The following is a 19487-nucleotide window of genomic DNA, read 5'->3' on the forward strand; positions in this document are numbered from 1 at the left end:
AATTAAAGCATCTGCTTTGCCTATAGGTGCGATAAAGGCAAAGCTTCTTTTGTAGAATTGCCTGCATCTGCTACAACAACTACCTGCTTAGATGTCTCACTCATACCGTTCACGTGTGCCTCTTCCACGTTGGGTAGATAGTTGATGGTTTATATTAGAGCCATCGGAAGCCTGAAAGAGTTTAATGGAAAATAATTTCTGAAATGGGCCTCTGTGTGGGTCCAACAGCGAAAGTGAACTCTTTCTTAATGCCCTCCAGCAACCATCACATTCAGTTTCTGTGGTTCAGCACCTCAGCACGTTGGTAATAACCCATTTACGGGCTTTAAAGCGAGAAACGTTTATGTGTCAAGTGAATAGCGATTTCTGTTTGCCTTTAATCGCCTTTCGTTATCGATTGGTGTCTACCTGGTACTATAAAAACAAATTAAGGAGACCTCCAAAACTTAGAAATTCTCCTGTGGTATTAATAACAAAATGGCTCGTTAGTACCTTTGATGAAAGCGAGGACTGGCCCTCGGGTTACAGGGCTTTGAAAGAACACTATACCGATTCGTGAATAGACCAATATAATTGTTCGTACTAGGCAATAAGCACTTTAATTCCTGCCGTTTCCAGTCTTTTTTTGTCTTCTTCAGGAATTCCGGCATCCGTAACCACTATATCTACTGCCGATATAGGGGCTATAAAAGCAAAACTCCTTTTGTGAAATTTGCTTGAGTCTGTCACAACAATAACTTGTTTGGCAACAGAAATCATCACCCGGTTTAAATGGGCCTCTTCTACGTTTGGCGTAGATAATCCAAACGTGCTGTTGAAGCCATCAACCGCCAAAAACAGTTTATCACAAAAGTAATTTCTGAAACTCTCTTCTGCTGTGGTGCCTACCAGGGATAAAGAATTTTTTCTTAAAAAACCACCGGGAACAATCACATTTACGTGTTCCTGCTCAACAAGTTTATTGGCAATGTTAAGTGCATTGGTTATAACCGTTAACGACTCAATATTTGAAAGGTTATTGTTGATCTCCATTGTAGTGGTTCCTGAATCTAATATGATAGTGTCGCCACTTTCTATGAGCGCTGCCGCTGCTTTCCCAATTTTCAGCTTTTCCTGGTAATGAAGTTTATTTTTTTCCGACAGGCTAAACTCTGCCCCTACGCGCTCAACTTTTATTGCTCCTCCGCGTGCCCTTATGAGCATGTTTTTTTGCTCCAGCCAGTTGAGGTCATTACGTATGGTTACCTCACTCACTCCAAGTTCTTTGCTAAGAGAAGTGACATCCAATTGTCCTTCTGCATCTAACTTTTCAATAATGAGTGTTCGGCGCTCAACCGTTGAGATACTTTTTTTAACCTCCATGTATAAAATGGCTTTTGCCTAACAAATTAATTATAAAAAACAATAAAATGAAAAATATCTGCTGATCAAAAGAGCGCTAAGCTTTCGTTAGAAGCTATTTTGTTTCTATTTACGGTTGCAAAACGCGAAAGTATTCAAATTTGAAAACCTATTGGTAGTTCTAGTTGTGTTTTTTATGTTATACCTTTTGTAACCTTTCGAATAATAAATGTTTTTTTTCAAAAACTTACGATTATATTTTTTTTTTTTGCGCTTCGCCGTATATTTGTGAACAACCTTTTGGAAACAATCCATTCAAAACTCCACCAAACTTACATTATGGGTAAAAAGTCAATCCTCAAAAGGTTTTTAACGTGCGTAGCGTACTTTAAAAACCGGAACAATCCTTTTTTCTTCGTTGTCTTTCTTTTCTCGATATCTGCGACAAACTTCGCCGTGGCTCAAAACGCGGGAAGTGCACTAACGCGTGTTAAAGGCGTTGTTACAGAAAGAGCTTCCGGGCAAGCGCTTGTGGGTGTAACTGTAAAGGTGAAAGGAGGAAGAACAGGTACTGCTACAGATAACAATGGCGCATTTGTCGTTGATGTTCCTGCAAGTGGTAGCCTGGTGTTTTCTTATGTTGGTTTTACTGACCAGGAGGTTTCTGTAAAAAATCAGGCGACCATTAATATAGAATTAGAAAGAGGTAGTTCATCTTTAAACGAAGTGGTTGTAGTAGGTTATGGTACGCAGTCAAAGAAAGATGTTATCGGATCAATAGCTTCAGTTAGTTCAAGACAACTACAGGATAAAGCGGTGGTGTCGTTCGGCGAAGCGATTGTAGGCCAGGTTGCCGGCGTACAGGTACAGCAGACTTCATCAGCGCCTGGTGCCGGTCTAAGCATAAAGATCAGGGGCGTTGGTTCTATCAGCGCTGATAATACACCATTATATGTTATTGATGGTGTGCCACTCGATAATACAACGGCTTCATATTCTGCCCAGGGAGCCAGTGGAGCAAATGTTCCAACAAACCCTTTGGCATCTATCAATCCCGGAGACATTCAGTCGATTGACATTTTAAAAGATGCGTCCGCCACTTCCATTTATGGATCGAGGGGATCTAATGGTGTCGTTATCATTACCACCAAGCAGGGTGCGAAAGGCAGAACCCAGGTTAATTTGAATGTGAGCAACGGCTGGCAAAATATCGATCATAAAATTCCCATGCTATCTACTGCAGGATGGGCTGAAAGGCAAGTTGATATTAGGAATTATAACTACACTTACCTCAATGGTGTAGCCATTCCCGGAAGAAGCGCATCTGACCCGAATGCTGTGCGTGGTAGCAACGCAAATTTCAAAATACCTAAGGAATTCAAAGATCCTTCATTGCTGCCAAACAATGACTGGCAGGATATAGTGTACCAGACTGCTCCTATGAACAACTATCAGTTGTCTGCATCAGGAGGAACTGATAACGCACGTTTTTATATCTCAGGAAATTATATTAACCAGGAAGCCATTACAAGAGGACAGGGCTTTAAAAAATATTCACTGAGAGGTAATATAGATGCAAATATTACAGATCGTATCAAAGTAGGATTCAGGATCGCTCCTTCTTATAGCGTCAACAGAATTTCAAACGCCGGCGGGCTTTCCTACTATGGTGGTGTTACAGCAGCAGTAGTTACTTCACCACCCATCTTCCCTGTATTTAAGGCAGATGGTACCTATAATAATATGCAGCAGGTAACCTTTGATGATGGTACGCCTCCTCAAACCCTTTTCTTTTCGAACGGTCTCGGCCTGAGCAGAGAATATGAAAATACAATGAGGATGTTTAATACGGTGGGTACCTTGTTTACAACCGTTGACCTTTCGAAACATCTGACTGTTAGATCGAGCATTAACGCAGACGTTACCAATATTAATACTGATGCGTTTGTTCCGTCTACCATTACTGTTAGTGGTTATAATTTATATGGCAGCACTTACACCGGTAACAATTTGAGCTGGAGCAATGAAAATACCGTGACATATGACAATACGTTCAACGAGAAACACCATCTGAATGTACTGGGCGGTTTTTCTGAACAAATGGCCACTTTCACTTCCGCAGGAATCTCTGCCGACCAATTTCCGAACAACCTGGTTCATACCGTAAATGCAGGTATTACTACAGGCAGCAGCGCCAGCAAATCACAATGGAGCATGGCTTCTTTAATAAGCAGGGTAAAGTATGATTTTAATGAAAAATACTTTGTAACAGCAACATTCAGAAGAGATGGATCATCAAGGTTCGGTGCTAATGCAAAGTGGGGAAACTTTCCTTCAGCGGCAATAGGATGGCGCGTTTCACAAGAACCATTCATGCAAGCTGTTAAAGCTATAAGTGATCTTAAATTAAGGGCTAGCTACGGTATTGTCGGAAATGACCAAATTGGTAACTATGGCGCTATAGGGCAGGTCGGTCCGAGAACTGCTATTCTGGGTAGCGGTGATGGAAGACGGGTAAGCGGATTATCGCAGGACAACCTTGGTAACTCGTTTTTAACCTGGGAACAATCAAAATCGGTGGATATAGGCCTGGATGCAGGACTGTTTAAAAACAGGTTGAATATTACGGTCGATTATTATGACAAGGTTTCTTCAGGAATGTTATTTGGAGTACCGGTTCCAACTTTTACCGGGTTCGGCCAAACGCTTAGAAACCTCGGCAGAATCAGAAATAAAGGTATCGAGCTGAATATTGAAACCAGGAATATTGATAGGAAGAATTTTGTATGGACCACCAATTTCAATATATCATCAAATAAAAATAAAGTTGAGCAACTGAATGCCAATAATGACGACATATTCAGTGTTAACTACGGTGTGGTGAATGCGATTACCCACAGAACAAGGGTTGGCGAAACAATGGCGAGCTATTATGGTTTTATATATGATGGCGTTTATAAGAATAAGCAGGAATTAGCAGCAGGACCAAAACTTGCTTCAGGAATTACAGCCATAGGAGATCCAAGATTAAAAGATCTTTCTGGTCCTGGTGGAAAGCCAGATGGCCTTATTGACAATTTCGACAAAACAAATCTTGGAAATAATTTACCTGATTTCACCTTCGGTTTTACTAACTCTGTTACATACAAAAATTTCGATTTCACTATTTTAATTCAAGGTGTACAGGGCGTGGAAGTTTTAAACCTTTTGAAAACTTCAGGCAACTACAAGGCGGTAAGTTCACTTTTTAAGAATTACTGGAAATCTGAGGCTGAACCTGGTGATGGCCAGAACTTCCGTCCTACCTATGCTGCCTACCAGGGCAATAATCCGGTGATCACCAGCTGGCTTGTGGAAGATGGCTCTTTTGTAAGAGTTAAAAACCTTACACTCGGATACCGTTTACCAACTCTTTTTGGAGCTAAGGTTATCAAAAACGCAAGGGCTTATCTAAACGTTCAGAACCTGCACACTTTTACAAGCTACGAGGGATATAATCCGGAAGTTAACACTGTAGAAGGAACAGATAACCTGACACCGGGTATGGACTTCGGAACGTTCCCGCTGACACGTACGATCACACTAGGATTAAACCTGACATTCTAAAATCGCCAGTTCTTTTATTGGCTCAAAAAGTATTAATCAATGAGACATAATTATTTTATAAAAGCTTTTACGAAGATATTTTTGCTGGGTACAGTATTATCTATGTCTTCCTGCGAAAAGTTCCTCGAGACGAAGCAGTATGACAGATCAAACGAAGCGGCCTTCTATAAATCAGCTTCAGATTTTGAGCAGGCAGTGGTGGGCAGTTACTCAACATTATCTAGCTTATATCATTCAGGTAATTTTTATTTTCTCTTAACTGACATCAGGTCAGATAACACTTCGGTATATGTTCCCGGAGGTTCCGGAGGGCCGTTGTCAAAGTCTGAGTATGATGACTTCACCCTTACCTCTAACAACGAGCATTTATTGGGCTACTGGAATGTGAGCTATTCACTCATCCAAAAAACCAACGATATTATTTCTTTTGTTGCTGGTTCCAGTATTGATCCCCTAAAGAAAAATCAATACAGGGGCGAAGCCGAAGTATTAAGGGCGCTTGCTTATTTCAACCTGGTTCGTTTGTACGGTGGAGTACCGTTGGTGCTGGGGAGATTTGACAATATCGATGATAGCTATAAGAAGGGCAGAAATACGGTGGATGAGGTTTATTCACAAATCATCACCGATCTGAAAGATGCACAAACACTCCTTGTTACCAACAGGAGCACAGGTGATAATTCGGGACGGGCAGACAAGGGTATCGCTACCAGTTTGCTTGGCAATGTATACCTGACGCAAAAGAAATATGCCGAAGCCGCAGTTGAATTTAAGAAGGTGATCGACATGAATGTATATACCCTTATGCCCAACTATGCCGATCTGTTTAAATCGGGTCAGCAGGGTAACAGCGAAACGATCTGGCAGGCTTATTATATAGCGGGCGTTTCTGGTTTAGGCTCCAGTTTTCCTAATTTCAGTGCCCCTTTAAGCAGCGAAACAGTTTTAATACAAACAGGTCTTGCATTCGGCTGGAACCAACCGACTGCAGATATTCAGAATACGTATGAGTCGAAAGATGTAAGAAGAAATTCGATTGGCGATGGTTTTACAAAAGCTGCCAATTATTATCCTTACAAATTTATCAAAAACTATGTAGATATAGGCGCGGGCACAGGTGATGGTAACTCGGGTAAAGACTGGTACATTTTAAGATACGCTGATGTGCTGTTAATGTACGCAGAGGCTGTAAATGAATCTGAGGGGCCAACGAACGCATATAGCAGCATAGACAAGGTAAGAACTCGTGCGGGCCTCGATCCGCTTCCAACAGGTTTGTCAAAAGATCAGTTCAGGGAGGCAGTATACCTCGAAGAACGTCGTGAATCTCCTTTCGAAGGTCATCGTTGGTTTGATCTCGTTCGTACCGGCAGAGCACTATCTGTAATGAATGCCAAAGTGAAGCCGCTAAGTGATGCCAACACAATTGGACTAGCATCTCCGATAGATGCGCACCACCTATTGCTTCCTATTCCATCCATCGTAAGAGAAATGGCTCCACAAGTCACACAAAATCCAGGTTATTAATTAAAAAGTTGGTTATACTTAAAGTAGTAGGGTGCTTTTTTGTGCCAGGCTATAGTATTACAAAGTTTCATCGTTGCGTCGCACTCTTGTACATTCTTTTCAATATTGAGCCATCCACGATATCAGACGGGGGTTAATATGATCGGTAATACAGGTAAAAAGAATAATGAGCACTGGTTTTTAGTAATTATAGATAGTATCGAAATGTGCTCAAGAATGAATGAAGTGTACAAGAGTGCGACGCAACGCTGCTTCATAGCACCATGGAAGCAGGGCTCATAAAAATACAGTGTACATTTTAAAGAGCGCCAAAGTATATAAATTCCAAATTCAAAGAGTTCCTATAATGCAGATAAACTATTTCAAATTTTTTCTTTCCTGCGCTTTTTGCTGCTGTTTGCAAATGCCGGTTTCATTTGGGCAAGCTAAAATTACCAAAGCAAATGTTGCCTTTATCGAGTACACTGGTTTTCCTGAAGGTCACTCAACCTGGAACGATATCGGCTTTAGCAGCAAGTATAATAAAGTGGTGGTGGGCGTAACGAATCATGCAGATAAAATTGCGTTGTTTGATTACGATGTTACTACTGGTAAAATGACCAACAACGGCGCTATCAGCGATCTTGCGCACCTGCGCCGTTTCCAATGGCAGGGAAAAATTCACTCCAAAATCATTGAAGGTCCCGATGGATATATGTACTTTTCTACAGATGGTGGAGAGTCGAAAGAAGAATATTTAATGGATCATCCTGGCGGTTATGCAGGCGGCTTTTTCATGAAATGGCATCCGCAAACCAAAAACTTCGTGAACCTGGGAATGGGCATGCAATACGAAAGTCTTAAGGACATGGACATTGATCCTGCAACTGGAAAACTGTATGGCGTTTCGTATCCGCAGGCGCGTTTTCTGGTGTACGATCCGGCGAAAAATGATATGCGCGATCTTGGAAGATTGGGTAGTTCCCATGTACCGCGCGTGGTGTTTACCGACTGGTGGGGCAACTGTTATTATGTAGACTGGCGCCAGCGTTTGGTGAAGTATGAAAAAGGAGGCGACAGCTTGTTATTTGCCCGCAATAGCCTGCCTGCTTTTGACGGTACACCCGGCGATAAAATTGTTACAGGTATTACGGCTTATGCCAAAGATCAAAAAAACAATGTGATCTACTTTGTTACCTACGGTGCTAAAATAGTTGCCTTTTACCCCGAAAAAAATGGTATGGGTAAAGTGGTTGACCTAGGTGGTGTTGCACCTGCAACCGCCAACATAAAACCATGGCAGCCTTATGTTCCCAACCTTAACATTGGCGACAATGGCAAGTTGTATTACATCGTTGGCGGCCACGGAAACTATGTAGTAGAAAATAAAACGGTGTTAATGGAATTTGATCCCAAAACAAAAAAACACACTTTTATTTATGAATATCCAGTAGGTGAATTGGGTGAAGCAACCGGTTCTGATACAAAAGATAAAAAGGGAAATTTATATTTCGCTGGTAGAAGAGTTTTAGACAAAGAAGATCGTTCTGTTCCGTTTTTAATCAAGTTCAATCCTACTAAAAAAGTTCAAAAATGAGGTTTTCATATATAAAGGTTTTGGCTTTTTCTGCGTTTGCTTTTACGGCGGCTCCTTCTTATGCGCAGTACACTTTTTTTACACCTCCTGATGCATTTGGTATTGAAGTATCACTGTCCAATACTGACCTTAAGAGAATGCCGGTAAATAGAAATTCAATTGCATCTCTTGCCGTAATTGGCGATAACATTATTGGCGGTACTGCTGCAAACGAAAAGCTGGCGCCGTACATTTTTGTTGCCTCTTTAAGTAAAAGAGAGGTGGTTGAATTGAAGGACCTGAACGAAGTTTTACCGGGGCAACGCAGCATACAATCAGGCTTTTTTAAAGCAGCGAATAATACTTTGTTTGCAGGCACAATTGCGAATAAAACGAATAATGGCTCTAATGCAAGCGGACATCTTTTACAAATTAATGTAGGATCAAACGGCAGCATTAAGGTGGCAGATTTAGGTACTCCTGTGGCAGGCGAAGGTGTGTTTGCTTTAACCGGCAACAGTAACACAAGTGTGTTGTATGGCATCACGTATCCGTCGGGTATTTTCTTTAGTTACAACATAGGCTCAAAAGCATTTAAGACTTATAAAGACGTTGCTGTAACGGCTGCAGATTTAAAGGTGTTGAAGAACGAATTTCACATGCAGCCCGAGGAATACTTAGGCGCTTCTCTCGCTGTAGACAACAAAGGTTTGGTATACGGAAGCCGCTCGGTTAATAAGTTGTTCTACTTTGATCCTGCTGATGAAAGTTTTCATACGGTTTCCAACATTCCTGAAGTTTGGGGACGTCGTAGCCTTGGTAGGGTAGAAGCGTGGGCGAAAGCGAACGACGGTACCCTGTATGGTGGCAATGCCGGCGATGGTCAATTGTTTAGTTTACAGCCAGGCACCAATACAGTTAAAAATTTGGGTAAGCCTATAATGATGAACCGGTTGAGAGGTTTAAGCTTTGGAGCGGACGGAAAACTCTATGGCATTGCCGGAGCGCTGCCTGGGTATGCGCATTTGTTTAGTTATGACGAAAAAACTGAAGGTTATAAAGATCTTGGTAATCCGCAATTTAACTTAAAAGCACCTGGCATTGAGCAAGGTATCGACTGGAGAGGTTTTCAATTGCGAACAATTACTGCATCAGAGGATGGAAAATATATTGTAATGGGCGAAGATGAATCTTTAAGTCAATTACTCATTTTTCCCGTAGGAAAGTAATCTCTTTCCTGCACCAAATTAAACGTAGTCTTCTCATTGGCTCTTTATTAAAAAATTAGCGGTATTTGAATTATGATGAAAACATTTGCCATCTTATTATCCCTTGTATTAGTGCTGGGCGAGTCAAAAGCCAACGATAGCATTCCGGGTTGGAGCATCTCTATCTTGCCATCTTCGGTTCGTATTGATCCTTCAACACATCGCGTGTATGATCAGCCTTATGTAGCAACAAATGCAAAGAGTATGACCGCTGAGTCGTTGCTCGAAAGTAACTGGGTGTATAACGGCAAAGTGGCTTCGTTGCAAGCTGCAAGAGGCGAATATGTTTCGTTTCAATTGGTGTTAACCAATAAAACTTCAACGCCTTTAAAAAATATTGAAGTTCACATGAAACCTTTTAAAAATAACAGCAGCGACCTAAGAATTCTTCCTGAATTGTTTTTAGAATGGGCGGTAGAAGTGAAATCGCCAAGTACTGGTTATCCGCGCGCTGCTTTAGGTACCGGCTGGTATCCTGATGCACTAATTCCCTTCAAATACATTCAGCCCGGAAACCAATCCCTGAGTGTAAATGCCTGGGTGTATCCTTTGCAACTTCCTGATTTTAATAATCGTATTGATCAGCAGAAATCGTTGATTGTTTGGGTAGATCAATATATTCCTTTTGAAAAAGCTGCAGCTAAAAGCGGTGTGTATTCAACAAACATCTCCGTTGCTATCGAAGGGGTTACCAAATCTATTCCTGTTGAGTTAAACGTTTTAGATTTTGCCATTCCCAATGAGAATTTGCTGAAGGCGAGTTTACAACACGAAGGTTTTGTAAGCAGCATGAACGAAAAAGCTGAACTGGAAATTTACCAGTTGATGAAGAGAAACAGGATTGGTGTAATGGACCCAACCTACAAGCCCGAAATGAAGAAGGTTGGCAAAACGGTGGTGGTTGATTGGAAGAAGTTTGACGCCCGCCTTAAAAAATATTTAACCGGCGAAGCTTTTACCAAAGCACATGGTTATGAGTACGGTCCCGGATATGGAACTCCTATAGAAACTTTTGCATTGCCATTTGATGTGTACGGCAAACACCACACCCCAGGCTGGCCTGATGTGGGTAAACCGGATGTTGAACGTAAACCTGAAAACAGGGCAGCGTATGTAAATGTGGTGCGCAGTGTAAGAAGCCATGTGCAGCCATTGATCAACCCAAAGACAACTGATGTAACTGTTTACTTAAATGGGTTGGACGAATCGTATTTCCCGGAGGCATGGGATAGGATGGCTTATTATGGAAAATTATTTAAGAAAGAATATCCTGAAGCGGAATTTAGAGTAGACGGTGCTTATACAGATACTGCTATGGCGGTAATTGAAAACGCTATTAGCTCATGGGCGGTTCATACCATCGAGTTTGATGAGAACAGGTTTAATAAGTATAGCAAAATGGGCATTAAAGAATGGTTGTACGGACCAATGATCTACGAAAGTAAGGTGAACAGTTGGGTGGGTAGTACAACGTTTACCGACCTGCCGTTGGTGAATGATCGCGCTATTAGCTGGAGTGCATGGAAGTATAAAGCGCACTCCTGGTTAAGCTGGGGCATAGGTGCTGGTTGGAAAGCCGGCTGGTACGATCCTGAAACCTGGAAGAGCGCTAACGATGGTGGAAACGCAGACGGCTACGACGAAAAGAAAATGAACGGAAATGGAATGTTGATATATGCACCGGGAATAATACCAAACGTATCGGGTGCATGTCCTTCTATCAGGCTGAAAACAATGCGTGATGGTGTACAGGAATACGAGTATATGAAGATGCTTTCTGGGATTGATAAAAATGACAAACGGGTAAGCAGTATCGTAAACAACGTAATCAATAGACCCTTTGGAGATAATGCCGTTGGCAATTTGGATGTTTGGAGCTACGATCCCCAAAAGTGGGATGACAGCAGAAATCAATTGGGGGAGCTTATAAACCAGGCTATAAAAAACGTACGCAAATAATTCTTGTCAGTAATGCTAATCTCTAAAAAAACACATACGGCGGTTTTAACCCTGCTGTTGACAGGCTCATTGTTTACTTCCTGTGGTTCTGGTAGTACGAATGTTGTTGTGAAACCGGTTGAAATAGATAGTACATTACTTAATCCGGGTCGTGGTTTTACATCTACCGGTAATACGTTTAACGAAAACCTTGGTAACAGGGTACACCCGCTTTGCGGCGTAAGTCAGCAACGATTTTACTGGGACCAGTTAGAGCCTGAGGAAGGTAAAATAAACTATGCACTTATTGACAGTGTGCTTGCAAAATCTGTACGTAATGGGCAAATGCTCAACTTTAGAGTAATGAGCCAGAATACGGATATGAAAGTGCCTGAATGGGCATTAAAGGCCGGCGTAAAATCTCCCTTTTACGATAATCCGGTTTTTATAGAGAAGCACATTAATTTAATCAAGGCTTTAGGCGAACGTTATGATGGAAACCCCGGCGTTTGTTTTGTTGATATTGGCACTGTAGGTCAATGGGGCGAATGGCATATTGACCCTGATGCAAAAGATCCTTCTAAGATCGTTTTTCCTTCAGACGAAAATGCACGGAAAATTATTGACGCTTACTTTTTGAGTTTTAAGAAAACGCCGTTGGTTTCGTTAATTGCATTTAAGCAAAAATATGGTTTTCAATATGGAACCTCCAAAGGAGCAGGCTGGCGGGCAGATTGTTGGGGCGACATGGATTCGCTTGGCTGGAACCATATGAAGGGTGTATATCCGCAAGCCTTGGATGGCGCAAATGCACACGATAGCTGGAAGAACGGGCCCATTGCTTTTGAAACCTGCTGGACCATGAACGAGTGGTATAAGCGCGGTTGGGACTTAGATTATATTTTGAATAAAGCACTCGAGTGGCATGCTACCGGAGTAAATAATGGTACAGAAGCAATCCCCGAAGAATGGTATCCCAAGGTAAAAGAATTTGAAAAGAAGCTAGGTTATCGCTTTGTACTAAATGAGTTCTCTTATCCATCCAAAGCAAAAAAAGGTGAAGCAATAACCTGTGCTACGAACTGGCAAAACAAGGGCGTTGCACCGCTATACAATACTTACCAGCTAGCGATACAGTTGGTGTCAAAAGCAGATAGAAGCAAAAGGTTTACCATCGCTACTGATGCAGATTTAAAAAAACTGTTTCCAGGAACTGCGGAGGTGAAATCAACTGTAACAATTCCTTCTGCAATCGAGGCGGGTGAATATGAAGTTGAACTTGGAGTTGTTGCACCTGGTACAAAAAAGCCCGCTATCCAATTGGCTATAGCAGGCAAGACAGCAGACGGATGGTATAAAATGGGAACAATAGCAATAACAGAATAAGCTGTCTATAAAACTTTAATCCTTATTGCCAGCTATGTTATAAAAGTAATTTTTTGAAAATTGATGAATATTGAACCAGACATAAGAAAGCGACCATTGACAATGGAAGATCTGCAACATGTTGCCATGTTGAGCGCTGCTTCTATCTCTGCCGATGGACGTTTTTTAGCCTATGTTACTTCTAAAGCTGACTGGAAAGAAAACACTCATATCGACTTTATTTCTGTTATAGAACTAAACACAGGCATGGAAGTAAGTGTCTGGGAAGGATCGGCTCCGCAATGGTCGCCGATTAATAATGAGATTGCTTATTTGGCAAACCACACGGGCGAGAATTATATCTGGGTAAATACTTTGGATACAGGTAAAAAAAGCCCCCTGGCACCTGTCTATGAATCACATTATTTCATGGGGCACCTCGCAGCAAAGGGTTTTGCCTGGTCACCGGACGGATCAAAGATTGCTTATGTTAGCACCAGCGCTTTTACCCAAGAAGGTGTGAGCAATGTGCATGTGATTGACAGGTTACTGTATAAAACAAAGGGTGGGCGGGGCCGACCCGTTATTACAGACAACAGGCTGTCTCATATTTGGGTGGTGTCGGTAGTTGATGGTAAAATTCAACTTGTTACTAACGGTACATTTAATGAGCATTCTATCTGCTGGTCTCCCGATAGTACTAAAATAGCTTTCGTTAGTAACAGGTCAAGCGATGTTGATAACAACCAGTTGCATGATTTGTGGAGCATAGACCTGGTTTCCCAAAATATCACCAGGTATACCGAAAATATCGGCACAGCTTATCTGCCCGCCTGGTCTCCAGACGGAGCTACTATCGCTTTCCTGGCAACACGCAATAAAGTTGGTACAAACGACAGCCCTGCTGAAGATACCCAGCTTTATATAGTCGGGTCAGGTGGTAGTTCTACCCGTTGCTTAACACAAGCCTTTGACCGTAGAATAGAGCAAATAAGCTGGCATCCACAATCGCAAGAGATATATTTTACTGCAGGTAATAAAGGCACCACAGCCATTTATAAAGTTGCTGTTGACACTAACAACGTAGAACATGTTGTGGGAGAAGCAAGTCACATACTTGAGTATGCGATAAGTAAAGCTGGTGATAAGATTTGCTACATCAGTACAGATACAACACATCTTACAGAAATATTTCTGCATGATGTGAGTTTGAATAAAAACCGCCAGATCACCGATAACAGTAATACTCTTTTACAAAAGTGCCATCTGCAGGAATCGGAAACGTTTTGGTTTAAAAGCTTTGACGACCTGGAGATACAAAGCTGGATAGTTAAGCCAGCGCAATTTGACGCTGAGAAAAAGTATCCGTTTATACTGGTTATTCACGGAGGGCCGCACAACATGTTCGGCTACGAGTTTGAAGACCGCATGCAGATATTATCAGCAAACGGGTATGGAGTCTTATTTATCAATCCCCGGGGAAGCAGTGGCTATGGCCAGTCTTTTTCCAGCGGCTGTGTTTTAAATTGGGGCGGCGGCGATTATAAAGATTTAATGGCAGGGGTAGATGCGGCAATCAGTGAAAATAGTTGGATAGATGCGGATCGTTTGGGAGTAACCGGACAAAGCTACGGCGGCTATATGACGAATTGGATCATCACGCAAACCAATCGTTTTAAAGTGGCGGTGGCCGATGGCAGCATCAGTAACCTGGTAAGTTTTGCCGGCACTTCTTTGTATCATTCTCTCATTGAGTCTGAGTTTAACGGTAGCGCCTACGATAATTTTCCACTGCTTTGGCAATGGTCTCCCTTGCGAAATGTAAAAAATGTTACCACGCCCACATTGTTTTTACACGGCGAGGTTGATAACGAAGTGCCTGTATCGCAGGCAGAAGAAATGTACATAGCCCTAAAAAAATTAGGCGTTGAAAGCAGGCTTGTCCAATACGTTGGTGAAGGCCACGGATGGAGGCCGGATCTAAAGCCATTGAACCGGTATGACCTGCTAACACGCACAGTTGAGTGGTTCGATAAATATTTGGCCGAATGATATAATGTAAATAAAGGGTAAAAGCCGGTGGAAATTTTTGAAGCCAGGCAGGTTGCTACTATGGTACATCGTTGCGTCGCACTCTTGTACCAGTGTAGCATTGTTCGGCAGGAGCAACAATAGCATAACAAACAACAGGATTATTTTAAGAAAGCAATATGCAAAAAACGAGATCATGGATGAGTTTTGTTGTTATACATGTGATATTCATGGGTGCATGGGGAGCACTTATTGAGCTTCCGGAAAAAAACGGCTTTCCTGCTACGCTGGGTTATGTTGTGTGGTCACTTACTATGATACCAGCAACTATTGTAGCACTCGTTATCAACAAGTGGAAGCTGGACTATGACAGAAGGTCTATCATATTTGGATGCCTGGCTGGTTTTCTCGGAGCTATAGGACAGCTGGTACTGTTTTTTACTTTGAAGATTGCGCCGGCATACATTGTATTTCCTATACTGTCTTTAACACCTGTTGTTACAATTCTTCTTGCTGTTTTGTTTTTAAAAGAATCCACAGGATTGATTGGTTGGATCGGAATAGCAATAGCGGTTTTAGCCATATTTCTCTTATCCTATATGCCATCCGGAAGTTCAGAAACCTCGGGTTATTTATGGATACTGTTTACCATTATACCGCTGGTAGCATGGGGTGCGCAGGGTTTCGTTATGCGCTTTGCCAATGAGAAGATGAAGGCCGAAAGTATTTTCTTTTACATGGCCGTTAGTTCCATTGCACTTATACCGGTTGCGTTGTGGATGACCGATTTTTCAAAGCCTATTAACTACGGTTTAAATGGACCTTACCTGGCAGCAGGGATACAAATATTAAATGCATTTGGTGCCCTTTGTCTCGTATATGCTTTTCGCTATGGAAAAGCCATCATTATAGCACCCATGACAACAGCGTTATCTCCCGTACTCACAGTGGTTATATCCTTAATCATTTATTCGGTTGTGCCCCATCCTTTAATCATAGCAGGAATAGCTTTAGCCATTTTATCCGCTTTGTTAATGGGAAATGCAGAGTCTAAAATGGAAAAGAAAAGTAATATTAAAGTAGCAGAAGCTGCTATGATCAATGAAGTAAAATAGAATCTTAAGAGTTATGCCATATCTACAATTCAAACAAGAAGAGATTGAGGAAAAAGGGGGACTGCATACAGCCCGCGAAATTGAAGGGCAGCCGGTTCTTTGGCAGGAAGTATACAATTTGATCCTTTCACAAAAACTGTGTATCCAAAAGTTTCTGTCCCCGTTGCGTGCTAATGCCGACATGAGAATTATATTAACTGGTGCCGGTTCTTCTGCATTTATAGGAGAAGCTTCACAGGGAATTGTTCAGGCAAATACGCAGAGAATAACGCAGGCCATAGCCACCACCGACCTTATAACACATCCTCAACTGCATTTTTTAAAAGAAATGCCCACATTGCTGGTGTCGTTCGCAAGGTCTGGTAATAGCCCTGAAAGTCTTGCAGCAGCTAAGCTGGCTGACGAATATTGTGATAATGTTCTTCACTTCGTCATTACTTGTAACAAGGATGGCAAACTGGTGCAAAACCATCTTCCAAATGCTTATCATCTGATACTGCCCGAAAGAGCTAACGATAAGAGTTTGGCGATGACAGGAAGCTTTACAGCAATGCTCTTGTCTGTTATTCTAATCTCTAAAATTGATTTGTTAGAGACCCTCGAGCCTGCGCTAAAAGTGCTGATAAATGAAGGCAGAGACTTAATTGGAAGGCATTTGCCAAGGATAAAAGCCATATCAGAACAGCCTTATGAAAGAGTTATCTTTTTAGGCTCGGGTCCGTTATTAGGGGTAGCAAGAGAATGCCATTTAAAATTGCAGGAGTTAACAGATGGAAAAGTTATTTGCAAGCATGACTCCTTCCTTGGTTTCCGGCATGGACCACGAGCGGTTATAAACGAAGGGTCACTGATTGTGTATTTATTCTCGGGCGATGAACATGTTCTTTTGTACGAGCGGGATTTGTGTTTGTCTATTGATGCTGATGCAAGGAATATACCTACGATTAGTTGTAACCATTATATAGAAAACCTGAAAAATTCGGTGCTCGACGTCACATTTTCAGAACCTGCCGGTTCTTCAAATGAGCTTGCATTTATCAACGCAACATTGGTTGGGCAGTTACTAGGTTTTTTTCATTCGATATACCTTGGATTGCAGCCCGATAATCCTTCAGTATCCGGGTCTATTAGCCGGGTTGTTCAGGGGGTTACTATTTATCCGGATCCCGCCACATGTCTCGCAGACAGCCGCGTTTCTAGTTGGTGTAACAAGCATTCCGAAGAGCAAACTTGCAAAGTGTTATGAAGAAAGATGTATTAGTAACAGGTGAATTAAACGTAGACATCTTGCTGAACAAGGTGAGGGGATTTCCTGTAATAGGGCAGGAGATCTTAGCCGATGAGATGACCTTTACGCTGGGCAGTTCTTCTGCCATCTTTGCTTCCAACCTTGCTTCTTTAGGCATCGGTACATCTTTTTGTGGGATTGTAGGTAATGACATTTTTGGAAAATATATTCTTTCTGAACTGAATGACAAAAAGGTCGATACCCGGTTAATTACAGAGGAATCAAAGTATCAAACGGGGGTTACAATAATACTGAATTATGAGCAAGACCGCGCCAATGTTACGCACTGCGGGGCGATGGAGCATTTCAATGTAAGCAACATACCGGTAGACGAGCTTTCTCAATATAGACACTTACACCTGTCCTCTTTTTTTCTGCAAAAAGGTCTGCAAAAAGATATCGTGCGGTTGTTTAAAACAGCACGTGAAAACGGTTTGTCTACTTCGCTGGATATACAATGGGACCCGGCAAATGAGTGGGCGTTTCCTTATAAACAATGCCTTCCGTATGTTGACTTTTTTCTGCCAAACGAAGCAGAGGTGTTGGCTTTAACCGATACAGCTCAACTGTCTGATGCTTTTGATGTACTTGATGCTTTTGCTAATACAATTGTGGTAAAAAGAGGGGTGCATGGTGCTTTGGCCTATAGCAAAGGAACTTATACAGAAGCGGAGCCATATCTCCATTCTTTATTTGTGGATGCTATAGGAGCAGGTGACAGCTTTAATGCCGGTTTTATAAGCAGTTACCTGCAAGGAAAGTCGTTACAGGAGAGCCTTATGTTTGGTAACCTTACCGGCGCCATAAACACCACTGGTTCCGGCGGAACCGGTGCATTTTCTGATCTCTCTTCTTTTGTAAAGAAAGCAAGAACAATCTTCAATATAGAAATCTAAACATATGGTTTTAAAGCAAAAAATGCGGTTGCTCACCGAACAAAAGAAAGGATTACTGGCTACCAATTTTTATAATTTAGAGACGCTTCAGGGGGTATTGAAGGCAGCAAGTGAACTTGAGCAACCTTTGATTTTACAATTAACCAGCAGTTCAATAACCTATATGGGATTGAACACGGCGGTTAACTCGGCAAGAACCGGATTAAAGGACTATGGGGTGGAAGGATGGCTGCACCTGGACCATGGTGATTCAGTAGATCTGGCGCAAGCTTGCCTCGACGCAGGATTCGATTCGGTGATGATAGACGGCAGCGAACTGCCGTTGAATGAAAATATTAAGATCACCAAAGAAGTGGTTAAAAGGGCAAAAGCCTATAATGCAAACGTAGAAGCAGAGCTGGGGTACGTAGCCAAGCTAGGGCAATCGCACGCACTGCATGGTTTCACACAGGTAGCAGAAGCAGTGACTTTTGTGGAAGAAACAGGAGTGGATGCATTGGCAATAGCTATCGGAACCGCACACGGCTTTTATAAAGAAGAGCCAAAACTGCAATTTGAATTGCTCGCAGACATTCACTCCCGTATCAGTTCGATACTGGTATTACATGGGGGGTCTGGGGTTCCTGCAGCACAGTTGCAGCAAGCCATTTCGCTGGGTATTTGTAAAGTGAACCTGGCTACGGAGATCAAAAACATTTTTATGAAAACGCTTCAGTCTGTTCTTAAAAACAGCGAGGAAATAGATTTAAGGAAAGTTTTTCCTAAAGCGACAAATAGTGTAACTGAACTGGTAAAAGAAAAATTAAGGATAATGCAGAACAATTAATGTGGCGGGAGAAAACCCTTGAACGGGCTTTAAAGACAAACAAATTGAACGTGTTGATTTTTTGTTGCAGTACAAGAGTGCGACGCAAGAATGTATCATAGTAGCAATGTTGCCTGGCCCATAAAAAAAGATTTTACTGTTTTACCCTTAGTGTACCATACATCATATTGAAAGAGACATTTACCATAACAATATATACAGAAAATACGATCGGCCTGCTTGTTCGAATAACTGCCATGTTTGTTCGGCGCCGCATAGATATTGAGAGCCTTAACGTGGCTGCTTCAGAAGTAGAAGGAATACACCGTTTTACAATAGTGATTAATGAAACGGAAGAGGTAACAAGGAAGCTGATGCTGCAGATCAATAAACAAGTGAATGTGTTTAAAACATTTTTTAATACAAATGAAGAAATTGTATGGCAAAAGCAACTGTTGTGTAAAGTGGCTGGTAGCGATACAAATGAAGCAATAGAAAATGCGTTGAATATTTATGGTGCCAGGCGTATTAGTACGGGTGACGAGTACACAGTATATGGAGTAGCCGGTTCTGCAGAAACAACCGATGCTGTTGAAAAATTGCTGGAACCTTTAGGTATAACAGAGATTGTAAAAAGTGCAAGAATAGCTGTTATCAAATCAAACCATGCTATTCACCAAAAGTTGAAGCTAATTGAACCATTAAATAACTACCTGTCAAAAGTTGAAGACAAGGTTTCGTAACAAAAAACA

The 19487-nt window shown here is 41.8% G+C and carries 13 protein-coding genes; 12 read left to right on the forward strand and 1 reads right to left on the reverse strand.

Annotated elements, in window-relative coordinates:
• Positions 1-582 precede the first annotated feature (582 nt).
• A complete protein-coding gene (agaR, locus tag JWR87_RS00095) occupies positions 583-1362 on the reverse strand; it encodes a transcriptional repressor AgaR (RefSeq protein WP_297814399.1) in 780 nt (259 codons plus the stop codon).
• A 435-nt stretch (positions 1363-1797) separates the two neighbouring features.
• Between agaR and JWR87_RS00100 the strand changes: the two genes are divergently transcribed.
• The 12 genes from JWR87_RS00100 to ilvN all read left to right on the forward strand — a co-directional run bounded on the left by JWR87_RS00100 (position 1798) and on the right by ilvN (position 19478).
• Positions 1798-4947, forward strand: a complete 3150-nt coding sequence (locus tag JWR87_RS00100) for a TonB-dependent receptor (RefSeq protein ID WP_297814402.1) — start codon at positions 1798-1800, stop codon at positions 4945-4947.
• 39 nt (positions 4948-4986) lie between these two features.
• On the forward strand, positions 4987-6474 hold the full coding sequence (locus JWR87_RS00105) for a RagB/SusD family nutrient uptake outer membrane protein (RefSeq protein ID WP_297814406.1): 1488 nt from the start codon (positions 4987-4989) through the stop codon (positions 6472-6474).
• Between the two features lie 403 nt (positions 6475-6877).
• Entirely contained in the window at positions 6878-8050 is a 1173-nt protein-coding gene (locus JWR87_RS00110) for a hypothetical protein (RefSeq protein WP_297814408.1), read from the forward strand.
• On the forward strand, positions 8047-9258 hold the full coding sequence (locus JWR87_RS00115; protein ID WP_297814410.1) for a hypothetical protein: 1212 nt from the start codon (positions 8047-8049) through the stop codon (positions 9256-9258). The genes JWR87_RS00110 and JWR87_RS00115 overlap by 4 nt, the downstream gene beginning before the upstream one ends.
• A 72-nt stretch (positions 9259-9330) precedes the next feature.
• Positions 9331-11256 (forward strand): glycoside hydrolase domain-containing protein, encoded by a 1926-nt coding sequence (locus JWR87_RS00120; RefSeq protein WP_297814412.1) that lies wholly within the window; start codon positions 9331-9333, stop codon positions 11254-11256.
• A gap of 12 nt (positions 11257-11268) precedes the next feature.
• Positions 11269-12621, forward strand: coding sequence for a DUF4832 domain-containing protein (locus tag JWR87_RS00125; protein ID WP_297814413.1), 1353 nt, complete (start codon positions 11269-11271; stop codon positions 12619-12621).
• A gap of 63 nt (positions 12622-12684) precedes the next feature.
• Positions 12685-14652, forward strand: a complete 1968-nt coding sequence (locus JWR87_RS00130) for a S9 family peptidase (RefSeq protein ID WP_297814416.1) — start codon at positions 12685-12687, stop codon at positions 14650-14652.
• Positions 14653-14810: 158 nt separating this feature from the next.
• Positions 14811-15746, forward strand: a complete 936-nt coding sequence (locus JWR87_RS00135) for an EamA family transporter (protein WP_297814418.1) — start codon at positions 14811-14813, stop codon at positions 15744-15746.
• Between the two features lie 13 nt (positions 15747-15759).
• Positions 15760-16992 (forward strand): SIS domain-containing protein, encoded by a 1233-nt coding sequence (locus JWR87_RS00140; RefSeq protein ID WP_297814420.1) that lies wholly within the window; start codon positions 15760-15762, stop codon positions 16990-16992.
• Positions 16989-17930 carry a carbohydrate kinase family protein gene (locus JWR87_RS00145; RefSeq protein ID WP_297814422.1) on the forward strand — a complete coding sequence of 314 codons (942 nt, stop codon included), beginning with the start codon at positions 16989-16991 and terminating at the stop codon, positions 17928-17930. Before JWR87_RS00140 ends, JWR87_RS00145 begins: the two co-directional genes overlap by 4 nt.
• Before the next feature lie 4 nt (positions 17931-17934).
• Positions 17935-18756 (forward strand): class II fructose-bisphosphate aldolase, encoded by an 822-nt coding sequence (locus JWR87_RS00150; RefSeq protein ID WP_297814424.1) that lies wholly within the window; start codon positions 17935-17937, stop codon positions 18754-18756.
• A 167-nt stretch (positions 18757-18923) separates the two neighbouring features.
• On the forward strand, positions 18924-19478 hold the full coding sequence (gene ilvN, locus JWR87_RS00155; protein ID WP_297814426.1) for an acetolactate synthase small subunit: 555 nt from the start codon (positions 18924-18926) through the stop codon (positions 19476-19478).
• The last annotated feature ends 9 nt before the right edge of the window (positions 19479-19487 follow it).

The sequence above is a fragment of the Segetibacter sp. genome (assembly GCF_025963695.1).
GTDB lineage: Bacteria > Bacteroidota > Bacteroidia > Chitinophagales > Chitinophagaceae > Segetibacter.